The 23,091-nt window shown below is 56.9% G+C and carries 22 protein-coding genes; 10 read left to right on the forward strand and 12 right to left on the reverse strand.

The window, feature by feature from the left end; translation table 11 throughout:
• Window positions 1-147: 147 nt before the first annotated feature.
• The 4 genes from CFT65_RS04720 to CFT65_RS04735 all read right to left on the reverse strand — a co-directional run bounded on the left by CFT65_RS04720 (window position 148) and on the right by CFT65_RS04735 (window position 3,767).
• Window positions 148-1,443, reverse strand: a complete 1,296-nt coding sequence (locus CFT65_RS04720; protein WP_088826846.1) for a TRAP transporter large permease — start codon at window positions 1,441-1,443, stop codon at window positions 148-150.
• On the reverse strand, window positions 1,440-1,985 hold the full coding sequence (locus CFT65_RS04725) for a TRAP transporter small permease subunit (RefSeq protein ID WP_088826847.1): 546 nt from the start codon (window positions 1,983-1,985) through the stop codon (window positions 1,440-1,442). The genes CFT65_RS04720 and CFT65_RS04725 overlap by 4 nt, the downstream gene beginning before the upstream one ends.
• 101 nt (window positions 1,986-2,086) lie before the next feature.
• Window positions 2,087-3,163, reverse strand: a complete 1,077-nt coding sequence (locus tag CFT65_RS04730) for a TRAP transporter substrate-binding protein (protein WP_088826848.1) — start codon at window positions 3,161-3,163, stop codon at window positions 2,087-2,089.
• 145 nt (window positions 3,164-3,308) lie between these two features.
• Window positions 3,309-3,767, reverse strand: coding sequence for an ATPase (locus CFT65_RS04735; protein WP_088826849.1), 459 nt, complete (start codon window positions 3,765-3,767; stop codon window positions 3,309-3,311).
• 118 nt (window positions 3,768-3,885) lie between these two features.
• Between CFT65_RS04735 and CFT65_RS04740 the strand changes: the two genes are divergently transcribed.
• A complete protein-coding gene (locus CFT65_RS04740; RefSeq protein WP_088826850.1) occupies window positions 3,886-4,953 on the forward strand; it encodes a beta-N-acetylglucosaminidase domain-containing protein in 1,068 nt (355 codons plus the stop codon).
• Window positions 4,954-4,962: 9 nt separating this feature from the next.
• Here the strand turns inward: CFT65_RS04740 and CFT65_RS04745 are convergent, their stop codons facing one another.
• Complete coding sequence (locus CFT65_RS04745) at window positions 4,963-5,673, reverse strand: SIMPL domain-containing protein (RefSeq protein WP_088826851.1); 711 nt, start codon at window positions 5,671-5,673, stop codon at window positions 4,963-4,965.
• Window positions 5,674-5,789: 116 nt separating this feature from the next.
• Between CFT65_RS04745 and CFT65_RS04750 the strand changes: the two genes are divergently transcribed.
• A complete protein-coding gene (locus CFT65_RS04750) occupies window positions 5,790-6,329 on the forward strand; it encodes a macro domain-containing protein (protein WP_088826852.1) in 540 nt (179 codons plus the stop codon).
• 3 nt (window positions 6,330-6,332) lie between these two features.
• Here CFT65_RS04750 and CFT65_RS04755 read toward each other — a convergent pair whose 3' ends face one another.
• Window positions 6,333-7,331, reverse strand: coding sequence for a ChaN family lipoprotein (locus CFT65_RS04755; protein ID WP_416376638.1), 999 nt, complete (start codon window positions 7,329-7,331; stop codon window positions 6,333-6,335).
• Window positions 7,332-7,356: 25 nt separating this feature from the next.
• The gene (locus CFT65_RS04760; RefSeq protein WP_088826853.1) at window positions 7,357-7,536 is read right to left on the reverse strand and encodes a CopG family transcriptional regulator; all 180 of its coding nucleotides are present in this window, start codon (window positions 7,534-7,536) and stop codon (window positions 7,357-7,359) included.
• 112 nt (window positions 7,537-7,648) lie between these two features.
• Here CFT65_RS04760 and dauA point away from each other — a divergent pair, with 112 nt between their 5' ends.
• Window positions 7,649-9,400 carry a C4-dicarboxylic acid transporter DauA gene (dauA, locus tag CFT65_RS04765; protein WP_088826854.1) on the forward strand — a complete coding sequence of 584 codons (1,752 nt, stop codon included), beginning with the start codon at window positions 7,649-7,651 and terminating at the stop codon, window positions 9,398-9,400.
• Window positions 9,401-9,471: 71 nt separating this feature from the next.
• Window positions 9,472-11,418, forward strand: a complete 1,947-nt coding sequence (locus tag CFT65_RS04770; protein WP_088826855.1) for a CASTOR/POLLUX-related putative ion channel — start codon at window positions 9,472-9,474, stop codon at window positions 11,416-11,418.
• Window positions 11,419-11,425: 7 nt separating this feature from the next.
• Here the strand turns inward: CFT65_RS04770 and CFT65_RS04775 are convergent, their stop codons facing one another.
• From CFT65_RS04775 to CFT65_RS04785, 3 genes are read right to left on the reverse strand one after another with little or no spacing between them, the layout of a single operon-like run.
• On the reverse strand, window positions 11,426-11,815 hold the full coding sequence (locus CFT65_RS04775) for a CBS domain-containing protein (protein WP_014578444.1): 390 nt from the start codon (window positions 11,813-11,815) through the stop codon (window positions 11,426-11,428).
• 13 nt (window positions 11,816-11,828) lie between these two features.
• The gene (locus CFT65_RS04780) at window positions 11,829-12,179 is read right to left on the reverse strand and encodes a transcriptional regulator (protein ID WP_088826856.1); all 351 of its coding nucleotides are present in this window, start codon (window positions 12,177-12,179) and stop codon (window positions 11,829-11,831) included.
• Window positions 12,176-13,669, reverse strand: a complete 1,494-nt coding sequence (locus CFT65_RS04785; protein ID WP_088826857.1) for a DUF1538 domain-containing protein — start codon at window positions 13,667-13,669, stop codon at window positions 12,176-12,178. Before CFT65_RS04785 ends, CFT65_RS04780 begins: the two co-directional genes overlap by 4 nt.
• Before the next feature lie 278 nt (window positions 13,670-13,947).
• On the opposite strand from CFT65_RS04785, the gene CFT65_RS04790 reads away from it, so the two are divergent.
• The 5 genes from CFT65_RS04790 (at window position 13,948) to CFT65_RS04810 (ending at window position 18,436) form a co-directional block, all read left to right on the forward strand.
• A complete protein-coding gene (locus CFT65_RS04790) occupies window positions 13,948-15,540 on the forward strand; it encodes an isocitrate lyase (protein ID WP_088826858.1) in 1,593 nt (530 codons plus the stop codon).
• A gap of 377 nt (window positions 15,541-15,917) precedes the next feature.
• The gene (locus CFT65_RS04795; protein WP_088826859.1) at window positions 15,918-16,826 is read left to right on the forward strand and encodes a dentin sialophosphoprotein; all 909 of its coding nucleotides are present in this window, start codon (window positions 15,918-15,920) and stop codon (window positions 16,824-16,826) included.
• A gap of 54 nt (window positions 16,827-16,880) precedes the next feature.
• Window positions 16,881-17,231 carry a hypothetical protein gene (locus CFT65_RS04800; RefSeq protein WP_088826860.1) on the forward strand — a complete coding sequence of 117 codons (351 nt, stop codon included), beginning with the start codon at window positions 16,881-16,883 and terminating at the stop codon, window positions 17,229-17,231.
• A 12-nt stretch (window positions 17,232-17,243) separates the two neighbouring features.
• The gene (locus tag CFT65_RS04805) at window positions 17,244-17,936 is read left to right on the forward strand and encodes a C39 family peptidase (RefSeq protein WP_088826861.1); all 693 of its coding nucleotides are present in this window, start codon (window positions 17,244-17,246) and stop codon (window positions 17,934-17,936) included.
• 5 nt (window positions 17,937-17,941) lie between these two features.
• Entirely contained in the window at window positions 17,942-18,436 is a 495-nt protein-coding gene (locus CFT65_RS04810) for a hypothetical protein (RefSeq protein ID WP_228705782.1), read from the forward strand.
• Window positions 18,437-18,455: 19 nt separating this feature from the next.
• Here CFT65_RS04810 and CFT65_RS04815 read toward each other — a convergent pair whose 3' ends face one another.
• Both CFT65_RS04815 and CFT65_RS04820 read right to left on the reverse strand, forming a co-directional pair.
• The gene (locus CFT65_RS04815) at window positions 18,456-19,535 is read right to left on the reverse strand and encodes a transporter (protein WP_088826862.1); all 1,080 of its coding nucleotides are present in this window, start codon (window positions 19,533-19,535) and stop codon (window positions 18,456-18,458) included.
• 12 nt (window positions 19,536-19,547) lie between these two features.
• A complete protein-coding gene (locus tag CFT65_RS04820) occupies window positions 19,548-20,930 on the reverse strand; it encodes a sigma-54 dependent transcriptional regulator (RefSeq protein ID WP_088826863.1) in 1,383 nt (460 codons plus the stop codon).
• Between the two features lie 285 nt (window positions 20,931-21,215).
• Between CFT65_RS04820 and CFT65_RS04825 the strand changes: the two genes are divergently transcribed.
• Window positions 21,216-23,030 (forward strand): SLC13 family permease, encoded by a 1,815-nt coding sequence (locus CFT65_RS04825; RefSeq protein WP_088826864.1) that lies wholly within the window; start codon window positions 21,216-21,218, stop codon window positions 23,028-23,030.
• Window positions 23,031-23,091: the final 61 nt, after the last annotated feature.

Raw genomic sequence — 23,091 nt, forward strand, 5'->3', positions numbered from 1 at the left:
GAGAATCGCCGGTTGTCCGTTCAGTATAGAAAACAGTGAGATTTTGTCAGGTTGACAGAAAATAGAGGAAAGCTATCGGAAGGATAGTGAAAAGCGAAAATGGAGCGGTAAAAAAAATGCCGGGCCCTTTGGCCCGGCATTCTCGGGTCAGTATGAAGAGCTCATACCAAACCATTCTGGGAAAATCACAATCAGTGCCAGCACAAACATCTGTATCAGGATGAAGGGCAGCACGCCTTTGTAGATATCCGTTGTTCGCACCTGGGGCGGTGCTACCCCCTTCAGATAGAACAACGAGAACCCGAACGGTGGCGTCAGGAAGCTGGTTTGAAGGTTCATGGCGATAAGAATCGCGAACCAGAGCATATTGATGCCCATGGCTTCCGCCACTGGCGCAAGGATCGGCACGATGATGAAGGAAATCTCCACGAAGTCGATGAAGAAACCCAGCACCAGGATGACAGCCATGGCCAGAATGATGAAGCCCCACTTTTCACCGGGCAGCTGAAGCAGCCATTCTTCCAGAAGGTAGTCGCCGCCGGTGTAGCTGAACACCATGGAGAAGGCGGTGGCGCCGATCAGGATAGCGAAGACCATGGCGGTCACCTTGACCGTGTCCTTGGACGCATCCCATACCATCTTGAAGGAGAACTGGCGGTAGATGATGGCCAGAACCACGGCGCCAACGCCACCCAGAGCGGATGACTCGGTTGGTGTGGCAATGCCGGTGAAGATCGAGCCCAGAACCACCACAATTAATGCCAGCGGCGGAATGATCGCCAACAGCGCATTGAAGATTTCCTTCTTCCGGGACACGCCCGGCTCCTCCGGCATGGCCGGGGCGGTCTCCGGCTGGAGTCTTGTGAGAATCAGAATGTAGGCGATGTAAAGACCCACCAGCACAACGCCGGGCCAGACCGCGGCCTTGAACAGATCCCCAACCGGAAGGCCGAGGACGTCGCCGAGGATGATAAGGATGATTGAGGGAGGAACAATCTGACCGAGGGTGCCGGATGCGCAGATGGTACCGGTTGCCAGACGCTTGTCGTATTTATGGGCGAGCATGACAGGTAACGAGATCAGACCCATGGCCACCACGCTGGCGCCCACGACCCCGGTAGAGGCTGCCAGCAGGGCACCAACCAGAATCGTCGAAATGGCCAGGCCGCCAGGCAGGCCGCCAAAAAGCCGGCCCATGGAGGTCAAAAGCTGTTCCGCCAACCGCGTCCGCTGGAGCACCACGCCCATGAAAATAAACAGGGGGACCGCCATCAGAACGGTGTTCTGCATCACGCTCATGATGCGATAGGGCATAAAGGCAAAGAGATCCATGCCCTCGGCGAAAATCCCGAAAAACAGGGCAACGCCACCGAAGGTGAATGCAACCGGGAAACCCAGCATCAGCATCAGCAGGGCCGCACCGAACATAATCATACCGATCATGCGAGGCCTCCTGCGCTGTGCTCACCAGCATAAGCTTTCTCCCCGGACATGACCCGAATCGCATAGGTGACCATGTTCAGGCCGGCTACGCCGATGAAAAAGGCGCTGATCGGGATCACGGATTTAATGATCCATCGATGGGGCAGCCCGCCGGGATCGCCGCTGCCTTCACCCATCTGGTAGGAGTCAATCGCAAAGTCATAGCCGTAAATGCCGATCAGGTAGGCAAACGGAATGACGAAAATGATAGCCCCAACCAGATTAATCCAGGCTTTGGTTTTATTGCTCCAGCGGGTATAGAAAACGTCGACCCGAACATGACCATCCGTGCGTAGTGCGTAAGGAATGCCCAGCAGGAACACCACTGAATAGAGGTGCCATTCCATTTCCTGCATACCGATAGAGACGTTGTTGAAGGCGTAGCGGGCTACTACGTCGTAAAAGACGTTGGCTGCCATCAGTATCATCGCGACACAGGCAACCCAGCCACAGAATGTGGACAGGCGCGAAAGCCCCTCGTCCAGTTTGATAATCCACCGCATTGATGATCCCCCGCCAACTGAATTGGCGCTTTTTCAGTTGCTATAAACGACAAAACCGGGATCACTCATAGAGCGATCCCGGCTCCGTTACAGCCTATATCTTACTCGACTTCGGCCATGGTGTTGAGGTAGGCACGCTCGGAAATGTTGGTGTAAGCGCGGCTCTTCTCAAGATAGTCGTGCTGGGACTCGATGATCTTGGCGGCCATGTCGCTTTCGGCCGCTGCTTCATCAAGCAGTTTGTTATTGGCCGCGTACATCGCGTCAAAGATATCGTCCGGGAAACGCTTGATCTGGACATTCGGATGCTCTTCGCGAATGTTTGCCCAGGCTTCTGCGTTGGCGTGCTGGGAGTGGACCAGCATATCGTAGGAAGCTGTGCGCATTGCAACACGCATGATTTCCTGCAGGTCTGCCGGAAGCTTTTCCCAAACCCGCTTGTTCACCAGGAACTGAAGCTCGGTAGCAGGCTCGTGCCAGCCGGTGTAGTAGTAGTCAGCAATCTGCTGGAAACCAAGGCGCAGATCCAGCGCCGGGCCTACCCACTCGACGGCGTCGATGGTGTTGCGCTCGAGGGCTGTGTAGAGTTCGCCCGGAGCGATGTTGGTAGGGTTAACGCCAACTTCTGCGAATACTTCACCGGCGAAACCGGGGATGCGCATCTTGAGACCCTGAAGGTCTTCCAGTGAGTTGATTTCCTTGCGGAACCAGCCACCCATCTGGACGCCGGTGTTACCGCCCGGGAAAGACAGCATGTTGTGAGGCTCGTAAACCTCCTGCATCAGCTCCATGCCGCCGCCGTGGTAGAACCAGGCGTACTGCTCCATGGCGTTCATGCCGAACGGCATGCTGGTGAAGAACAGGGTCTCTGGAACCTTGCCCTTCCAGTAGTAGGAAGCGGAGTGGCCCATGTCGTACTGACCAGCCTTGACCATATCGAAGATGCCAAGGGGCGCTTTGTGCTTGTTCGACGAATCGATACGGACTTTCAGGCGTCCATCAGACATTTTCTCTACGGTTTCGGCAAAGCGCTTGGTGGTATCACCAAAAATCGGGAAGTTTGGCCCCCAGGTTTCTGCGAGGCGGAGTGTAAAGGTGTCTTGGGCGAGCGCCTGTGTGGAGGCAAAGGTTGTTGCGACAGCCAACACAGCCGCGGAAAGAACAGAACGGATCTTCATTGCTCTTCTATCCTCTTATCTTTTTTGTGGGTCGAGGGTTCCCCTTTTGGGGAAAAACCACTCTTGATGCTAGTTCACGTTAGCAATTATCGTTAACAAACGAAATCAAAAACCGCTGGTTGTACGACCTTGGTCGTACTGAGGATCAGAGGTCTTCCATTCGACCAATCTGGCTGGCCAAACGCATCGCCTCGTGCTCTTCCAGAGCCAGAAGGTCTTCCAGCAGTGACTTGGCTTCGGGGATTTCCGCCTTCCCGATCAGGGAATCGTAGAGATCCATCACCTGGTCGTGGAAACTGAATACCTCTTTGGCGATGTCAGCGAACGACATTGAGGCGTAGTGACTATATGAATCAGCACTGGCCCTGATCGGTTTGTGGTTCAGGTAGTCATACATGCGGGTATGCATGGCTTTGTAATCAGCCTGCTTCTCGAATTCAGTGACGGCTTTTTCAAGCGTGGCTTCGTGGCCAGCAAGATAGTCAAGCAGCGCGCTGGCACGTTCGTCGTTGTTCAGTTTGGCGGATTCCTTCAGGCACCGTGACAGATGCGCGTGCAGCTGTCGGGTCCATTCGATAAGGTCTTCGAACGTTTTGATCTCCATCGCATTGCTCCTTGCCGGGCAGATTGTTTGTAGTTGGCTTTACCGATAAGTCTAGTCAAAATTAGAGGTTATAGGGTACCTCACTCGGACTCGGGAAGCAGCGGAGCGGAAATTGGCCATGACAACGACACTCGGCATCATCGAAGGATTCTACGGCCCCATGTGGACCTGGCAGGAGCGACGGCAGCTGGTCCGCACCCTTGCGCCCCACGGTTACGGGTTCTATCTCTATGCCCCCAAGGCCGATGCCTTCCTGCGTCGAAAATGGCAGCAACCACATCCGCCAGCCATGGCCTCGGAGCTGGCTGAGTTCTCCCGATTCTGCCGGCATGAAGGGGTGCGTTTCGGGGTAGGGCTGAGCCCGTTCGAAGTATTCAATCGGTTTGATGACGAGGCTCGTGCAGCTTTGGCAGACAAACTCGCCTTGCTGGAACGCATCGGGATAGACGAGTTGGCGATTCTGTTCGACGACATGCGGTCCGATACTCCGGACCTTGCCACTGCCCAGGCGGACATTGTGCACTGGATCTGTGATCGCACCTCGATCAAACAGCTGAGTGTCTGCCCCAGCTATTATTCCGATGATCCGGTTCTCGACCGAGTGTTCGGGGAGCGTCCGGCGGATTATCTGGAGACGCTCGGGCGCAAGCTGGACCACTCGGTGAACGTGTTCTGGACCGGGGAGGAAGTGTGTTCCCGGGAAGTGTCACCCGGCCATCTGAAACGTGTCGGAGACCTGCTTGGCCGCAAGCCGGTGCTCTGGGACAATTACCCGGTCAACGACGGCGACCGGATGTCGCAACATCTGCATCTGCGAGCCTTCACCGGACGACCGGCGGCCAACGCGGCGCACCTTGCCGGCCATGGTATCAATCCGGCTCTGCAGCCCACGCTGACGGCCATCCCGGCTATCACGCTGGCGGAGTCCTATCGCCTGGGGCCCTCTTATCAATATGGACAGGCGTTCCGCCATGTCGCCCGCGAGGTGCTGGGCAGGGAGTTGGCAGCGCAGCTGCATGCGGATCTACTGGTCCTGCAGGACGCCGGGCTTGGCCGGATCAGCGATGAAAAGCGACAGAGTCTGCAACATACCTACGATGCGTTTGACCACCCTGCAGCCAACGAGATCCTGCGCTGGCTGGCGGGTGAATATCAGGTGACCGATGAGATGGTGGCCACGCAGTAGGCGGGTGGACTATCGAAGGTAATATTCGACAGTTGAGACCACCCGAACGGTTTTTACCGGCTGTTGTTGCTCCATGATGCCCGGCGCCTGATCCCGGGCCAGAATCTGGAAAACGCCCTGGTTGGCGCGTCGCAGCCCCCCGAGTTCCGCTTTCGCATCCTGGGCGAACTGGTCGGCAGCTTCCCGGGCCGATGCCGTGGCCTCGGCAATCATCTCCGGCTTGATGTCGTTGAGCCCGTTAAATACGTACGTCGGGCCGGACGGGCCGTAGTCCGAAGACAGCACTACTCCGGAGTCCACCAGTTCACTGACACCCTGGGCTGCCTGCCGGATTCGGTCGATGTCAGTACTGCGCACCATCAGCGTCTGGCTGATGATGAACTTCTGCTCTCCGTTGTTGGCCTGGTAGGGGTTGGCCCGGGTATCGGTGACATCCAGACGCTGGAGTTCGACCGCATTCTGGTCAATGGCCTGCAGTTTGAGGAACGCCATGATCGCGTCCCGGCTGCTTCTGGCCCTTTCCTGGGCCTCACTCAGGGACGCGCCGGTGGCGACAAAGCGGATGGGCCACAAGGCCAGATCGGCATTCACTTCCCGTTCAGCCACGCCTTTAACGGTCACGTAGCGGTCGCCCGTGCGCAGATCGGTCAGGCCATTGCCAATCAGGACGGCAGAAATGATGGCACTGACGCCTAGAATCACTGAGGCAAAAAGTTTCATGGGGTGTCCCTGTGTTAAGTCACCGGAATGTTCCGGAAAGCGTCCGGTGTCTGGCTGCTATCCTGAGGTCATGGTCAAGATTAGCGTTTCACGTCCCAAGCGAAAAGGAAGGAAGCATGACGGTTGTGAAAGTTGAGTGTGTCAGAGGAAACATTGCTGAACAGCGGGATATGGATGTGATCGTCAATGCTGCCAACGCCGAACTGTTACCAGGTAGTGGCGTGGCAGGTGCCATACACAGCGCCGCCGGAACGGGGCTGGCAGAGGAATGCCGAGCGCTGGCTCCGATCAGGCCGGGGCAGGCTGTCATAAGCTCAGCTCACCAGCTACCAAACCAGCACGTGATCCACTGTCTGGGGCCGGTGTACGGGGTCGACGAGCCATCCGACCGTTTGCTGGCCGAGTGCTTCAGAAATGCCCTGTTGCTGGCAGATCGGCATGAGCTGACGTCCATCGCCTTTCCTGCCATCTCCACCGGGGTTTTCGGCTATCCATTGCGGGATGCGGCGGAAGTGGCCATGAAGGCTGTGGTCGACACCCTTGAGGACCTCAACTGCGTTCGCTTTGTCCGGTTCGTGCTGTTCAGCGATCAGGATCTTTCGGTGTTTAATAAAGCCCTCGGGGTTGAATCGAGACTGTCTGGCCGTCAGCGGTAGTTTTCAGTCACAGGCCGTGTCGGTCGATCGACGAAAACGGGCTTTCATGGCTTCGCGCTCCCGCTCGGCATCCCGGAATTCGTCAGGCAGTGGCTGAATGAAGTAGATGAAGTCGCCCTTCGAGCGATTCTCTTCCAGGGGTGGATCGTTGTCTTCTGGCGACCAGAATGCCGGGCTGATTACGACAATAGAGAGTTTCGGCTCCCGCTGTTTCAGCAGAGCGACGGTGCCCAGGCCATCTTCACTGTGAAACGTGCCGGTCAGGTGCAGAACCTGATACTCCGGGTGCTCTGCCCGCGCCTGAAGAATACGCGTTGCCATGGTGTTGTCCCTGAGCAACTGGGCTTTGTAGGTGTTCTCCATCCGCTCGCTCATGGTGTTGTCAGCCTGGTGGCTGGCGCCGATGGCAGCCATAAACTTCTCCCGGTAGGCGGGGGTGTCCATGAAGGGATCGGCCGGTAACTTCTGCTTCAGGGTGTCGGAAATACGATCGAGGTAATCCGGGCCTTTGCGGCCAACACAGCGGACAACGTTTGCTGGCGCATTGGCCGCTATTACCAGCAGAACCTGCCGGCGCGCAAACTCCACCAGTGGTCGATAGGAGGCGCGGTAATTGTCCCAGGCTTCGGCGTCTTCGATCATTTCAGTTTCGCCGATCTCTCCCTGCAGATAGTGGTTCAGCTCGTCCTGACGATCCAGATTGAACTGCTCCATGCTGAGAACCTGCTGCGGCTGCTGTCGAAACAGGGCCATCTGAAGCCGGGATTGCAGGAGGTGTGAGCCATGGTGCCCGTGGTATTCTCCGACGACCACAACATCGACGTCGGCGAGTTGCTGCGCCAGTTCTTCCGGAGAGAGGACGGTATTGTTTTCCGGTTGTACCAACCGGGCATCGTACTGGGTTTGCGGTGCCGTCAGTGTTACTTCCGGGGCTTTTGAAGAAGGCATGGCGGTGCATCCGTTCAGAGCAGCAATTAGCAGGGCTGGCGCGTAAAGTTTCATGGTAGTCCTTACGTTTCGAGCGCTGTCAGGATCTCTTTTTGCGTTCTTCGCGCCAGTCTGGCCCCAATCGTTCTTCCACGTATTCCCGAATAAATTGGCGCACTCTCTGGGAGGGCGTTACATCCTCCAGTTTACACAGTTCTTCAAAGGCGGACTTTTTTTCCGGGTCGATCAGCAGCGTCAGGCGGGCAGTGCGTTTTTCCATGGGGTTGTTCTTCACTTCCGGTGATTTGCGGGCATGTTAATCAAATTAACATTGAATGAATATAATATGAGCATATAATTTACAGGCATCAGTTGCAATTAACGAGTTCTTCATGCCGCATCGCGCCCACCTGTTTTCACTCCGGATGGCCCACGCATTCCGGGAAGCCTGTATTGATGAGCCCTATCGGGGCCGCCGTTTCCTGCGCGACCTGATGGCCGGTGTAACCGTGGGCATTATTGCCATACCACTGGCCATGGCGCTGGCGATCGCCAGTGGTGTTGCGCCGCAATACGGGCTCTATACCGCCATTATTGCCGGATTTGTGATTGCGCTGACCGGCGGCAGTCGGTTCAGTATCTCCGGCCCCACCGCCGCCTTCGTTGTCATTCTGTACCCCATTGCCCAGAGCTACGGCCTGGGTGGTTTGCTGCTGGCCACCCTGATGTCGGGCGTTTTGCTGATTCTCATGGCACTGATGCGGCTGGGGCGCTTCATTGAATACATTCCCGAGTCGGTAACTCTCGGGTTCACCGGGGGCATTGCAGTGGTGATTGCCACTCTACAGATACGGGATCTTCTGGGTCTCCCGGTTGGCGATATGCCTGAACACTATTGGGACAAGCTGGCCCTGCTGGCAGGTGCGCTGCCGGAATTTGATGGCATGAGCACACTCGTGGCAGGCGTTACCCTTGCCTGCATGTTGCTCTGGCCACGTTTGAAAACACCGGTGCCACCGCACCTGCCGGCGGTGGTGATCGGAAGTCTGCTTGCGCTCTGGTTGAATGCCCAGGGCGCTGTTATCGATACCATTGGTTCAAGGTTCAGCTATCTCCTGCCGGACGGCACCGAGGGCGCGGGTATTCCACCTTTTTTGCCGGAATTCGCCTGGCCGTGGCAGCAGGCAGGGGCATCGGGCGAACCTGTAGGATTGTCATGGTCTTTGGTCCGGGATCTGCTGCCGGCAGCCTTTGCCATCGCCATGCTCGGCGCGATCGAGTCCCTCCTGTGTGCCGTGGTGCTTGATGGCATGACCGGCAAGCGCCACAGCGCCAACAGCGAGCTGATGGGGCAGGGTCTTGGCAACATCATCACGCCGTTTTTCGGCGGTATTACCGCGACGGCCGCCATTGCTCGCTCGGCCGCCAATTACCGTGCCGGCGCCGAGTCCCCGGTCTCCGCAATGGTTCATTCTCTGGTGGTGATGCTGGCACTGGTTTCGCTGGCGGGCCTTCTGGCGTATCTGCCCATGCCAGCCATGGCGGCTCTGCTGATTGTGGTGGCCTGGAATATGAGTGAGGCGCCCAAGTCGCTGCACCTGCTGAAAACGGCTCCACGCAGCGACATTCTGGTTTTTGTCACCTGCTTTTCGCTCACGGTGTTGCTGGACATGGTGATTGCCATCACCACCGGGATTTTGCTGGCGGCGGTCCTGTTCATGCGGGAAATGGCGCAGATGACCAGGGTCACGGATATTACCCTCAGCAAGCGAATTGCTGGCTCCCGTCTGCCCGAGGGCTGGCAGGTGTTCAAGATCAACGGCCCACTGTTCTTTGCTGCTGCCGACCGGATTTTCGGGGAGCTGGCGGTGCTGTCCCGGAATGCCCGGGGATTCATTCTCTACATGGACGGCGTTACGATTCTTGATGCCGGTGGGCTGTCTGCCCTGAACAAGCTCATTGCCACCTGTGAAAGGGACGGCACGCAGATGGTCATTGCCGATCTCCAGTTCCAGCCGCTGAGAACCCTCGCCCGCGCCGGTGTCACACCGGTGCCTGGCGTTAGCCGCTATACTTCCTCCCTGGAAGACGCCTTGCGCCTGATCAGTCAACCCGCCCCTGAATCTGATCAGTCCTCCAGATAAGACATTGATTCTTAAACTTTCCGGATGGTTTACCCTTAGGCGATGAGAATGCTCCGAAAAAGAGGAATACCATGCTGCCTTTCCGGCTGATCGACCGAATGAAATTCATACTGGAGCGACAACTCGTAAAGGGAGCGGGGTTTCAGCTCCTTGTGGTCGGTGTGTTTATCGGCCTGATCTCGCTGATCGGCGGCCTTTTGGTGGTTCCCCAGGGCGGGGACTTCGAAGAGCCGGGCTCGGCCATCTGGTGGGCTTTCCTGAGGCTGACCGACCCCGGGTATCTGGGGGACGATGTGGGGACCTGGCAGCGCTTTGTCTCCACCCTGCTGACCATCAGTGGTTATGTGGTGTTCATGGGTACCCTGGTGGCCATCCTGACACGGTGGTTGATTGCCAAAATGGCGGACCTCGAGCGGGGTCTCACACCAGTGACTCTTAAAAACCATGTGGTGGTGCTGGGCTGGACCAGCCAGACCCTGCCGCTGCTCTCCGAGTTGTTGGGTTCCAGTGGCCGGATGAAACGTTTTTTGGAAAAACACGATGCCCAGAAGCTGAACCTCGTCGTGCTGTCGGAAGACGCCTCTGCGGCCCAGGTGCATGAGCTGCGCAGCGAACCGGGTATCGGGCGCAGAGCCCGCCAGATCATCCTGCGTTCAGGGTCGGCAATCCAGCCGGATGCCCTGCATCGGGTAGCTTGCCTGGATGCTGCTGCGGTTATCGTGCCCAGCGCAGCTCATGAGGCTGGCAGCCTGGTGACTTCGGATGTGGAAACGGTCAAGGCACTGCTTTCCATTGCCGCCCAGGCCAGGCACTTTCAGGCTTCTTTGCCTTTCGTCGTGGCTGAGATCCAGGACGTGCGTAAGCTCCCCGTGATTGAGCGGGCCTATCCCGGAGCAGTAGAGGTTGTGGCCGGCGATGCCACCATCAGTCGACTGATGGTTCAGAACATTCTGCATCCCGGTCTGTCGGAAGTGTTCAACGAACTGCTAACCGCCGGTGAGGGAAATGAAATCTATATCCGGGGCGGAGAATCGCTGGCGGGGATGACACTTGGCGAGCTGGCCGCGGCCCGGCCCGAGGTTATTGTGCTGGGGCTTCTGAAACGGCGTGGTACAGGCTGGGACGTCCAGCTGTTGGCACCATCACACTCACCCATTGAATCGGCCGATCGAGTGGTCATCATGGCCCGGGACTACTCAGAGACGGAGCCAAATCCCAAAAAGGTAGCCTTGCCAGAGCTGGTGAGAGGGCAAGCGGTGCGCGTTGACCGGCCTGCCGTCCAGATGAATCACCGGGTTCTGGTGTTGGGCTGGAACCGACGGGTGCCCAGCCTGATCGCGGAATTCCTCAGCTACGGACACCGTCATTTTGAAGTGGATCTGGTTTCCGTGGTTCCGAAAACTGAACGGGAACAGGCCATTGCCCAATACGTTGATAATGCTGAACGCCTGACCTGTCGGCATATCGAGGCGGATTACATGGTGGAGGGCGAGCTCCGCCGGATAGGGCCGGCGGGCTACGATACCGTGATCCTGCTGAGCAGCGACCGACTGGCCTCAGGCGAAGAGGCCGATGCCCGGGCGATGGTGGGTTACCTCCAACTTGAGGACATCCTGGCCGATTTTGCCCGGAGGCCACAGCTGATTATGGAACTTAGCGATCCTGACAACCGGCACCTGTTGGATGGACGCCAGAGTGAGATGATGATCAGCCCCATGATTCTGAGTCATGTTCTGGCTCAGGTGGCGTTGCGGCGGGAGCTCCGCATCGTGCTGGATGAACTGTTCACCGTTGGCGGTGCCGAGATCCAGTTCCGGGACCCGGCAGATTATCCCTTGCCGGCCAGTGCGACCTTTCAGGTGCTGGAAAAAACGGTAGCGTCAGAAGGTGAGCTGGCACTCGGGATATTTCGGAACAGTGCCAATGAACATGGACGCCACCTGCAGCTGAACCCGCCCCGAAAGGACTACATGGAGTTACAGCCGGGTGACCGGCTGGTGGTATTGTGCCTGACCTGATCGTGCTTCAGTCGATGCTGTCCAGCAGTGCTGCCATGATGTCGTCCATGACCACAAAGCCTTTCAGGTCATTGTCGGCCAGCACCAGAAGACGCTTTACCCGGTATTTGCTCATCAGGCTGGCCGCGTGTCGGACGTTCAGATTCTCGCCAACGCTGATGACGGGCTTGGCGCAGGCGTCGTAAACGTTCAGAAGGTCGATGTCGCCGTCTTCTGCGATCACGGTTTTCAGCACGTTGGTATAGGTGATCAGGCCCCAGGCATCGTGCTCGCTTGTCTTTTCCACCACCAGCGATTTTACAGAGTGCTGTTTCATCTGTGACAGCGCCTCACGGATGCTGGCAAACGGAGAGATGGTCATTACATCGCGCACCATTACATCTTTGACCAGTTTCATGGCTGTTCTCCGGTTACAGTGAATCTTTCAGGTGTTGTTCGAATTTCTCGACCTGGGACATGTCGATCCCGCCCAGGTGTTCCAGGGGAAGCGTGAACACCAGTCCCTTTGAATCCTTATGCTCGGGCATGAGTATCTTCTGGATGACTTTCAGAATGTCGAGCGAGAGGCCCTTCTCCAACACCATCAGCAGAACGCTCTGGCTGCCGTCGTAGGTCAGGCCGAAGAAGGTTTTCTTCGCGGTGTTACTGATACCGCGACCGGGAAGCACCGTGATACCGCCGGCGCCAAGGTCTCTCGCGGCATCAACGCAGTCCTGCTCCTGATTCTCGGGAACAATTGCAACCAGAACCGAAAATTTCATGAGTCTGTTTTCCTCTGCTTGGCAAGCATTTCAACAATGATGGCGTAGCTCATCACCGTCACAATCGGAAAGATGGAGGCGAAGGCAATCAGTCCGAACCCGTCGATCAGCACGTTACGGCCTTCAATGCTGCTGGCCAGCCCAATCCCCAGTGCGGTCACCAGAGGTACGGTAACCTCGGAGGTGGTAACCCCGCCAAGATCGTACGCCAGTGGGATAATGTATCTCGGGGCCAACGCCGTCAGGATGATGACCAGAATATAGCCGCCAATAATGTAATGGTGAATGGAATCGCCACTGATAATCCGGTGGACACCAAGGGTGATCCCCACAGCGACACCGACCGCCACAATAATCCTGATGGCGTTGCCGTTTATGGTACCGGCGGCTGCCTGTTCAGCCTGGTGTCCGATTGCGATCAACGCGGGTTCGGCCATGGTGGTAGCGAATCCGATCATGAAGGCGAAAAGATAGACGAAGACGAAGCCCTCCATGCTCATCAACTGCCGGGCCATACTGGTGCCGATCGGGAACAGGCCGAGTTTCAGGCCGACCACGAAGGCGTAGAGTCCCAGCACCACCAGCGCAAAACCGAACAGGACCCTGCGAGGGTTGGTCAGCCCCCGGCGCAACACCAGGTACTGGAAGAACAGAATAGTGAGAATGATGGGTAGTACATCCCGGATCATGCCGGCAAGGTCGAGGAGCATGGTCAGCAGAACGGGAGTCTGATCGGCTGTCCCATCCTGGATCAGGGTTGGCACCGTGGTCGGATCGGCGGTCATACCGGAGTAGACAACAATCCCGTAAAGCTGAACGGTGATCATGGGAACCATCACAGCGAGGGCAACCAGTCCGAAACCGTCCAGCAGGGGGTTGCGGCCCCGAATGGAGGCTGCCAGACCAATGCCCAGGGCTGCGATCAGGGGAACGGTAACAATGTTGGTGGTCACGCCGCCGGAATCGTAGGCAAGGCCGACAATCTCGGGCGGCGCGAACCAGGTGATCACCACCACCACGATGTAGCCGATGATCATGAACCAGTGCAGCGGGTAACCAAAGATGGTTCTGAATACGCCCAGGGCAACTACCAGCCCGACAGAAACCGCCACGAGTATCCTGAGCGTCAGGGCCTTTATCTTGCCCTCACTGATTTCCTCCGCCTGTTGGGCCACGGCAATCAGCGCTGGCTCTGCCACCACGGCAGAAAAGCCCATTGCGAAGCCGAACGACAAGAGAACCGGCACAGAGCCCTTGCGGGCAAACTGATTGGACAGGCTTTTGCCGACCGGGAATATGCTCAGTTCAAGACCCTGGAGGAAAAGGGCAACACCGACAGCCACGATCAGCAGACCTGCTGCCATCGCAAGCGTGTTGTCCGGCATTTGCCGGAGAATAACGAGCTGGAAGAAGGCAACGACGGCGATGATCGGAAACAGGTTCTTCAGGGCGTGCAAAAGGGAGTGACTGAAAGCTCGCAGATAGAACACTGTTTGCGCCTGGTGGGTTCGGGTGGGACGTGCTCACTGATAACAGTAACAATAGCTACTGTTCCGGTGTTGATCCAACTCAAAAATGAGGCTTTCTGAGCATTCACCAGAAAAATGCTGAAAATAGATCATATAAATTTCAATTATAAATTTGAAACCACTAAAGTAACCATCAACGTCAGCGCTTAGCTCAAAAAGTGAGCAGGTGGTTGGCTTCGGAAGTGGCCGTACGCTTCTCCGCATCGACTTTGAAAACCAACGTAGAAAGGATTGAGACCATGCCCTACGCACAAGACGTTGACCAGATCGCTTCCCTGTTGAAGCAGCATCCGACCTGGAACGCCATCAACCCGAAGCACGCCGCTCGCATGCGCGCCCAGAACAAGTTCAAGACTGGTCTGGACATCGCCAAGTACACCGCCAAGATCATGCGCGAAGACATGGCGAACTACGACAACGACACTTCCCAGTACACCCAGTCCCTGGGTTGCTGGCACGGCTTCATCGGTCAGCAGAAGATGCTGTCCATCAAGAAGCACTTCGGTACCACCAAGCGTCGTTACCTGTACCTGTCTGGCTGGATGGTTGCTGCACTGCGTTCCGAGTTCGGTCCGCTGCCTGACCAGTCCATGCACGAGAAGACTGCCGTATCTGGCCTGATCGAAGAGCTTTACACCTTCCTGCGTCAGGCGGATGCCTGGGAACTCAACCATCTTTTCCGCGCGCTGGAAGAAGCCGAGAATGCTGGCGACAACGCCAAGGCCGAAGAGCTGATCAAGCAGATCGATAGCCATGAAACTCACGTTGTGCCGATCATCGCCGACATTGACGCTGGTTTCGGCAACGCCGAAGCGACCTACCTGCTGGCCAAACAGATGATCGAAGCGGGTGCCTGTTGCATCCAGATCGAGAACCAGGTCTCTGACGAGAAGCAGTGTGGTCACCAGGACGGCAAGGTAACTGTTCCCCACGCCGACTTCCTGTCCAAGATCAACGCCGTTCGTCTGGCGTTCCTGGAGCTGGGTGTGGACGACGGTGTTATTGTTGCCCGTACCGACTCCCTGGGCGCTGGCCTGACCCAGAAAATTGCCGTGACCAACGAGCCGGGCGATCTGGGCGACCAGTACAACAGCTTCATCGACGGTGAAGTGATCGAGAAGGCAGAAGACATCAACAACGGGGACGTTGTGATCAAGCAGAACGGTCAGCTGGTTCGTCCGAAGCGTCTGGCGTCTGGCCTGTTCCAGTTCAAGCCTGGCACTGGCGAAGACCGTGTTGTTCTGGACTGCATCACCAGCCTGCAGAACGGCGCAGACCTGCTGTGGATCGAGACCGAGAAGCCTCATGTTGGCCAGATCGCGGCCATGGTTAACCGAATCAAGGAAGTCGTTCCCGATGCCAAGCTGGTTTACAACAACAGCCCGTCTTTCAACTGGACCCTGAACTTCCGTCAGCAGGTATTTGACGCATGGAAGGAAGAAGGCAAGGACGTTTCTGCCTACGACCGCGCCAAGCTGATGAGCGAAGAGTACGACAACACCGAGCTGGGTCAGCTGGCTGACGAGTGGTGCCGTAACTTCCAGCGTGATGGTTCACGCGAAGCAGGTATCTTCCACCACCTGATCACGCTGCCGACCTACCACACCGCAGCCCTGTCTACCGACAACCTGGCCAAGGGTTACTTCGGTGACGAAGGCATGCTGGCCTACGTGGCTGGTGTACAGCGCAAGGAGATCCGTCAGGGTATCGCCACCGTCAAGCACCAGGACATGGCTGGTTCCAACATCGGTGACGACCACAAGGAATTCTTCGCTGGTGAAGCGGCTCTGAAGGCCGGTGGTAAAGACAACACCATGAACCAGTTCGGTTAATCGACGGTTCAGATGTTGCTGAGGCGGGCCCGAAGGTTCGCTTCAATCCAAAAAAACCCCGCCTTGAGCGGGGTTTTGTTTTTTTTGACACCGTGTATTTCGTGTATGTTTCTGTAATGACGGCATAATCCGCTTGTGTCCTGCTTTTTGTTTACCCTCCCTGTTTCATTCCTGAAACAGTTTCACCGGTACCGGGGCCGGTTGGTTTTCGACCGAAATAAAGAAAATCTTTTAAAAACAAGCACCTGATTCCAGTTTCTCAATTGTGGCACGGGAATCGCTCCTCTGTTCTGGCGGGTCTGGACCTTGGCTTACCCGGAGGCTAGCGGGTTGGGTCGGATCCCTTAAAAGCCAATACTCGAAAAGGAAGCGATATCATGAATACCAAAAAAACACTGCTAGCAGCTGCCATCGCAATGAGTCTGGGTGTTTCCGGTTTTGCCTACGCTGACCAGGGTGGTGATGGAGATCCGAATACCAACGCGGACAATACCTCCACGGCTAACAACGACCAATCCGGCAATACTGACTCCGGTAATGACAACTCGGATAACACCAATAATTCGGACAATTCCGATAATTCCGATAACAGCACTGATGTGGCCGACTCGTTCAAGATCGCCGACAGTGGGAATGACAATTCGGACAATACAGACAATTCCGACAACTCGGACAACTCGGATAACAGCACCGATGTTGCCGATGCATTCAAGATAGCGGATACCGCCAACGATAAATCAGACAATTCGGATAACTCCGATAATTCGGACAATTCGGATAACAGCACCAGTGTGAACGATTCCTTCAAGATCGCTGACAGTGGTAATGACATGTCCGACAATTCCGATAATTCCGACAACTCAGATAATTCGGATAACTCCGACAACTCTGATAATTCGGACAACTCGGATAACTCCCTCAACGTAGCGGATAGCGGAAATGACAGTTCCGACAATTCCACCAACGTTGCGGACAGTGGAAACACCACTGTGTCCGACAGCGGCAACGACAGTTCCGATAACTCTCTGGCACTGGATCTGGATGTGTTCCTGAATAACGCAGATCTGGATGGAAGCGTATCGGGTACTGCAACCACCTACGGTGATGCCAATGGCCGAGCTTCCTACACCGAGGTTCGCAACAGCAACGAAATCTCCGGTGGCTCCGCGAACTACACCGGTGTCGGCGCGTTCGCCCAGAACGCAGGCAATGGCAGCGTTACACAGGCGAACGTCAGTGTAATGTCCAATCTGTCCACCGGTGGCGACGGTGGCGGCACCCAGTAAGGAATCCAGGCCGTGCCCTAACGGGTGCGGCCCGGTTATTCCGGGAGAACTGCCATGGGTCGCGTTAACAGATGGAAACTGAAGGCTGCCTTGTTGGCGTTATTGTTCACGGCAGCGGGATTGGTTTCAGCCGAGGAGTGGCTGGATGCCGCACCTATGTCGGCGGATCAGCTGGCGGATTCAAGTGGTCGCCAGGGAATCCCGATGCAGTGGCAGATTAACGACAACCAGCAAAATGCAAATGTGTCCGATAACCTGCTGTCGGGAAATGTTGTCACAGGCGATAACAGTATTTCCGACAACGCGTTCGGCAATATGAGCGGGGTTGCCACGGTTATCCAGAACACCGGCAACCAGGTGGTCATTCAGGACAGTACCCAGATCAACATACTGATCAATCACTGACGGAGGTGGGCCATGACCACGAGGGTTCTTGTTGCAGTCTGCGCGAGCACTGGTCTGTTGTGGTCCACCGCCTTTGCCGGCTCGGTCATGTTGCCGGGCATTGGCGGTGATGTTCGGGTAAACGTTACCAGTTTTGAGAACCGCCGGTTTGAGACTGTGATGCGACAGCAATACGACTTCAGTTGCGGCTCCGCAGCGATTGCTTCCTTGTTGTCCTTCCACTACCAGGACCAGGTGACAGAGCACGATGTCTTCGTTGAAATGTTCGCCCTGGCGGACGAGCAGAAAGTGCGACAGGACGGCTTCTCCATGCTTGATATGAAGCGCTATCTGGAGGCCAGAGGCTATCAGGCCGACGGTTTCCGCATGCCGCTGAGCGGCCTGAAGGAGAAAGTGCGCCTACCCATGATTGTATTGTTGAACATTGATGGCTTCCGGCATTTTGTCCTGATCAAAGGGATCAGTGACGATGAGGTCCTGGTGGGGGATCCGGCGCGGGGGTTGAAGGTTTATTCCTACTCAAAATTCAGCGAGTACTGGAACGGTACCGCCTTTATTATTCGCAGTCATCTTGAACAGGGTCGGGGCGGATTTCTCGGCGAGGGACAGTGGCCGCAAGTGGCCAGGGCGCCGGTACAGAATGGCTTGAGTGGTCCTTCGCTCGGGCACACATTGCCTTACTGGCCCTCTACAAGGGAATGGTGATAATCATGATGCCCCGGATGTCAGCCATAGCGTTACTGGTTGTTTCATTTGCAGCGGTGTCGCCATCGGTCCAGGCAGAGCTGACGCTTGGTGTTGCACCACTGAGTGATCCGGAACTGTCTGAATATCGGGGTGGTTTCCTGATGGATAATCTGGAGATCAGTATCGGTCTGGAGCAGGTTGTCGGTATTAACGGTGACACCCTGGTGGTCAATCGTCTGACCATTCCCAATCTCAACCAGGCGGTCAACGGCGGTCTGGTGGACCACCAAATGGACACCGTACTCGAAGTAATCAGCGCGAACCGCAGTGGCGGTGCGCGGGTAGCCAGCAAGATGGCGGGGCCTAACGGCTGGATGACGGTGATTCAGAATAACCTCGATAGCACTGTGATACAGAATATGAACCAGCTGAACATTGAGTTGAACAATCTGGGTGTCGCCGGGAACCAGTTCCCGGCAAGGTTCAGTGATCAGTTGATCCAGTTGCTTGGTCGCTGATAACCCCGTCGGGCCCTGCCTAGAGGCTGATGGGAAGCTTGAGCGTGATCTCGCTGTTCGGGGCGTTTTCCGTAACCCCGATACTCACCGTAAGGTTCAGCGATGTGGACTGCGACAGACGCTGGGACAGGCCGAAGGATAGCGACCCGATCTGGATACGGTCGAAATTGGATTCAAAAAGATCAACGTTCCTCTCGAATGTGGTTTTTCGGATGATCGAGTGATCATAGCCCAGGCTGAAGGACGTCCGGTCGTTAAACGCAAACCCCATCCCGAAGCCAAAACGCACGATGTCGCCGGGATCGACTGTGCCTCCATTATCAAAGCCTTGCTCCTCTTTCAGGGTCCAGACATAGCTCAGGTTGCCGAACAGCACGGCCGGGTCGGTCGGGTAGATGAATGAGAGTCCGGGTTCGAATGCCCAGAAACCGGACCCCGTCGGCCGGCTTTCCAGCTCGATGCCAATCGGATTGCCCTGATTATCCTCGATGACCCTCTGGTCAACGTCGTAGGGACCCTCGCCGGTGGGCGCTCTCACTCGCAGCGCACCAATCACGTAGGGCCAGCCACCCAGGCCATCGGTTAACTGATAGCGAGCTGAAACCTCAACATCACCGAGACCCTCTCCAGAGGATTCACGCAGAGTATCCACCGGTGTGCCCTGGAAAACCTCGCGCTCTCTCAGGTCCTCATTGATGCTGAGGTAGGGAACTCGCACCGCCGCCTCGAGCTTGCTGGTGATCCCGTATTTCAGTGACATGGCGCCGACGAAGATATCGCGCTGGATCTCCGAAATGTTGATCAGCCCGATCAGCAGGGCAGGGATCACTGTGTAGCCTTCTATCGCGACCGCCGTCGAGTTGCTGTGAGCATGGGAAAAAGACGGTTCAATAGTGAAGCGGCCGGGTCGGGTCACTATGCCACGGTCTGCGGTTATAGAGGCAATGTCGGTCGCCGGATCGTGACTATCTTCCGGCGTTGTCCGGATGTCGGCGCTGGCAGTGGTCTGTTCAGCCTGTCTTTCGGCTTCGGTGGCGATTGCCGGCATCGGTTGTGTCAGAGAGATCAAGGGGAAGACCCAAAGGATTCTTGCTGTCATGGTGAATCTCCTTCAGTTGTTTTTTGGCGGCCGCGACGGGGCGCCGTGCGGAAGCTGGTGTTTTTCCATCAGCCGGTAGAGCGAGACCCGTGAAATCCTCAGTAGTCTTGCAGCAGCCGACACGTTGTTGTGTGCAAGTGCGAGACTGATCGAAATGGCCTGACGATCCGCGCGTGAACGAAATGCGTCGAGGGAAAGCTCGGTACTTCGCTTCTGGCTGTCGGCGGGTGCAACAGCGAAGCCCATATCCCCCGGTTCAATCGAGCGGCCTTCACCCAGCAGGAGCGCCTGCCGAAGACGGTTCTGTAGTTCTCTGAGGTTGCCCGGCCAGGGGTGTTGAGCAAGGCAGACAAGGGCGCTATCGCTGAGATGCCGGGCTCCATTCATTGAAGGCGTTGTTGAGAGAAGCCGCTTGGCCAGTACCGGGATGTCTTCCCGCCGCTCCCGGAGTGGTGGTAAAAACACTCGCAGGCTGCCAAGCCGGTAAAACACATCGCTTCGGAAGCCGCCGGCTTCCACCAGCTCCTCCAGGGGCCGTGTGCAGGTTGCTATCAGTCGGACATCAACGGCAATGGCGTGATTGGCCCCCAGGCGCTCGATCACGCCCTCCTGAAGGAAGCGCAGGATGGCTGATTGCTGTTCTGCGGAAAGTTCATCGATGCCGATCAGAAGCAGGGTGCCGCCGTTGGCAGCTTCGATTCTGCCTTTGTGGGCACTCAGAGCATGGGTGAAAGCGCCTTTCTCGTGGCCAAAGAGTTCATTCTGGGTCAGTGCGCGGGGCAGGGCTGCACAGTTCACGACGATCAGCGAATTGTTGTGTCGGGGAGAATGCTGATGAATGAATCTGGCGGCCGCCTCCTTGCCGGTGCCGTTCTCTCCGTAAACAAGAACCGGTTCTTCCGTGAGCGCGAACTTCTGCAGTAGTCTCCTGACGTCCTGAATGGCCTGGGACTCTCCTTCAAGGGCAAAGTTGTGATAGCAGCCGGGTTTGTCGGAGAAGGCCCTCGATTGCAGCTCGGACATTCCCCAAAGATGCCCCAGGATGGCGTGCAGCCGGTCGTCGTCGAGGGGGTGGGTATGGTAGTCCTTGCAGAAGCGATTGATCAGCCCGCAGATCTCGGCGCTGTGAATGTGTTGCGGCTTCAGGACAGCGACCCATTCCTTTACCGGGAGGTTGCCCAGCCAGTCGGGCAGGTGGGCAAGTTGATCGCCCTCAAGCGAAGAAACATCGAACACCCCGACGCGAGCCTCTGGGCATTCCCTGGGCTTCGGCCCTTTGCCGGGCTGGCCAGCAAGACCCACATGATAAATCTGCCAGTCCCTCAGCAAGGGACTGCTGGCAGAAAACAACGGGTACACCGCCGACAACCAAACGAGCGGTCGTTTCTCCTTCATGGCGATTCTCCCTGAGGATAGGCCTGGAAAACGGACTGCTGGACGTTCAGCAAATTTTGGTAATACCGGAACTGCTCGATCCGATCACTGCCCTGTGACCGCATACGGCTGGGGGAAACAGGCAAAAACTCCTGCTGGCGGACATTCAGTTTATATGCCAGTTTATATACTTGCAGACCTTTCAGGAGCTTATGGGCAACGGCTTCTGTCGTCCCGAGCTTCCTGTAAAGTTTGCCGACACGGGCCGTGGAGCGGCCGTGCGTTAGGCAAAGTCATGGAGGTACAGTGAGCGCCAGTCAGACACTTGTTTTTTTGATACTGGGGTTCGCCCTGGTGTTGTTCGTCTGGAACCGAATCCGGTTCGATTTGGTCGCCCTGCTCGCGCTTCTTGCTGTCTCGATTGCCGGAATCCTGCCTGTGGATCAACTGTTCGACGGCTTTGGCCATCCCGCGGTTGTTACGGTGGCGGCGGTTCTGGTGATCAGCCAGGGGCTGGTCAACGGCGGTGTGGTTGACCGCCTGGCTCGCCTGCTCGGAAAGGTCGGGCACCGGCCGACCCTGCAGGTACTGATGCTGACCTCGGTGGTGGCCCTGTGCTCGGGCTTTATCAACAACGTCGGTGCGCTTGCACTTCTGATGCCGGTGGCGATCTGGATGTCCCGGGAGGCCGGGCGGTCTCCTTCGCTGCTGCTGATGCCTTTGGCGTTCGGGTCTCTGCTGGGAGGGACCATGACACTGATCGGCACGCCTCCGAACATCATCATTGCCAGTTATCGGGAAACGAGTTCCTTTGGCATGTTTGATTTCGCGCCGGTGGGTCTGGCGATTACCCTGGCGGGCATTGCCTTTATCACACTGGTTGGGTGGCGCCTGACGCCCAGGCGGGGTAAGCCCGATGACGGCGGCAAGCTGTTCAGTGTTGGGGACTATGTCACCGAGCTTCGCGTTCCGGACGACTCCTCACACGTTGGCGCAACACTTCATGGGCTTCTGACACGCGCGGACGCCGAAAAGGATGTCGTTGTGCTGGCCCTGATCCGGGAGGACAAGCGGTCGCTGGCGCCATCAACGTTTTCCGTGTTGCGCGGCGGCGATCTGCTATTGGTGGAAGCTGATACAGACGCTTTGCAGGAATTTCTGGACAGCACCGGACTTGAGTTGGCGAATGTGGAGGAGTCGTCCTCCGAAGAGCCCGACGAAGACGGGAATGCACCGGAAAAACCGCGCGAAAAGTCACTGTCCGAGGGTGACGTCCGCTTGATGGAAACCGTCATCACCCCGGAATCCGGTTTGATCGGGAAAACCGCCAACAGGCTCAATCTGCGTGAGCAGAATGGTCTCAATATTGTCGCTGTTGCTCGTCAGGGGCAGAGGTTGCAGCGTCGCCTGGGTGACATTCGGTTTCAGGCCGGCGACATTCTTCTGGTGCAGGGCGAGGAGGAAACCTTGCGCGTCACCTTTCAGGGACTCGGTTGCCTGCCGCTGGCAGAACGGGGCCTCAGGTTCGGACGCGAACGCAATGCACTTCTCGCTGGCGGGCTGTTTGTCGCTGCGATCGCTCTGATCGTCGTTGGCTGGTTGTCGCCGCCCGTCGCGCTGGTTGGCTGCGCTGTTGCCATGGTTCTCAGTGGTGTGCTCAGCAACCAGGAGGCTTACCAGGCGATCGACTGGCCCGTTATTGTTCTGTTAGCGGCAATGATTCCGGTGGGGCAGGCACTCGAAACTACCGGTGGGGCGGAGCTGATTGCGTCCTGGATGCTAATGCTTGGCTCCGAGGGAGATGCCTGGGTGGTCGTTACGATTATTCTGATGGGCACCATGTTGCTGTCGAACGTTGTAAACAATGCGGCGGCTGCCATTCTGGTTGCGCCCATCGCCTTGAGCCTTTCCGGCCAGCTGGGCATTGCCGCCGATGCCATGTTGATGGCGGTGGCCATTGGTGCATCCTGCGCCTTTCTGACCCCGGTGGGACACCAGTCCAACGCCCTGGTTATGGAACCCGGTGGCTACCGGTTTGGCGATTACTGGCGCCTGGGGCTGCCATTGTCTGTTCTGGTAACCCTGGTGGCTGTCCCTGTCATTCTGGCTGTATGGAGGTGAGGCTGTTGAACCCTGCTGCAAACTCTCTGATATGCTGAGTTAACCGTATTAATGATGAGTG

Source organism: Marinobacter sp. es.048, from assembly GCF_900188435.1.
In the GTDB taxonomy this organism is placed as follows: domain Bacteria; phylum Pseudomonadota; class Gammaproteobacteria; order Pseudomonadales; family Oleiphilaceae; genus Marinobacter.

Coding starts and splice junctions, on each gene's coding strand:
- CFT65_RS04780 (WP_088826856.1), bottom strand. CDS start 12,179: ATGAAATTTTCGGTTCTGGTTGCAATTGTTCCCGAGAATCAGGAGCAG.
- CFT65_RS04740 (WP_088826850.1), top strand. CDS start 3,886: ATGACAACGACACTCGGCATCATCGAAGGATTCTACGGCCCCATGTGG.
- CFT65_RS04820 (WP_088826863.1), bottom strand. CDS start 20,930: ATGAAGGAGAAACGACCGCTCGTTTGGTTGTCGGCGGTGTACCCGTTG.
- CFT65_RS04775 (WP_014578444.1), bottom strand. CDS start 11,815: ATGAAACTGGTCAAAGATGTAATGGTGCGCGATGTAATGACCATCTCT.
- CFT65_RS04815 (WP_088826862.1), bottom strand. CDS start 19,535: ATGACAGCAAGAATCCTTTGGGTCTTCCCCTTGATCTCTCTGACACAA.
- CFT65_RS04760 (WP_088826853.1), bottom strand. CDS start 7,536: ATGGAAAAACGCACTGCCCGCCTGACGCTGCTGATCGACCCGGAAAAA.
- CFT65_RS04770 (WP_088826855.1), top strand. CDS start 9,472: ATGCTGCCTTTCCGGCTGATCGACCGAATGAAATTCATACTGGAGCGA.
- CFT65_RS04735 (WP_088826849.1), bottom strand. CDS start 3,767: ATGGAGATCAAAACGTTCGAAGACCTTATCGAATGGACCCGACAGCTG.
- CFT65_RS04725 (WP_088826847.1), bottom strand. CDS start 1,985: ATGCGGTGGATTATCAAACTGGACGAGGGGCTTTCGCGCCTGTCCACA.
- dauA (WP_088826854.1), top strand. CDS start 7,649: ATGCCGCATCGCGCCCACCTGTTTTCACTCCGGATGGCCCACGCATTC.
- CFT65_RS04755 (WP_416376638.1), bottom strand. CDS start 7,331: ATGAAACTTTACGCGCCAGCCCTGCTAATTGCTGCTCTGAACGGATGC.
- CFT65_RS04795 (WP_088826859.1), top strand. CDS start 15,918: ATGAATACCAAAAAAACACTGCTAGCAGCTGCCATCGCAATGAGTCTG.
- CFT65_RS04730 (WP_088826848.1), bottom strand. CDS start 3,163: ATGAAGATCCGTTCTGTTCTTTCCGCGGCTGTGTTGGCTGTCGCAACA.
- CFT65_RS04720 (WP_088826846.1), bottom strand. CDS start 1,443: ATGATCGGTATGATTATGTTCGGTGCGGCCCTGCTGATGCTGATGCTG.
- CFT65_RS04745 (WP_088826851.1), bottom strand. CDS start 5,673: ATGAAACTTTTTGCCTCAGTGATTCTAGGCGTCAGTGCCATCATTTCT.
- CFT65_RS04750 (WP_088826852.1), top strand. CDS start 5,790: ATGACGGTTGTGAAAGTTGAGTGTGTCAGAGGAAACATTGCTGAACAG.
- CFT65_RS04800 (WP_088826860.1), top strand. CDS start 16,881: ATGGGTCGCGTTAACAGATGGAAACTGAAGGCTGCCTTGTTGGCGTTA.
- CFT65_RS04805 (WP_088826861.1), top strand. CDS start 17,244: ATGACCACGAGGGTTCTTGTTGCAGTCTGCGCGAGCACTGGTCTGTTG.
- CFT65_RS04810 (WP_228705782.1), top strand. CDS start 17,942: ATGATGCCCCGGATGTCAGCCATAGCGTTACTGGTTGTTTCATTTGCA.
- CFT65_RS04790 (WP_088826858.1), top strand. CDS start 13,948: ATGCCCTACGCACAAGACGTTGACCAGATCGCTTCCCTGTTGAAGCAG.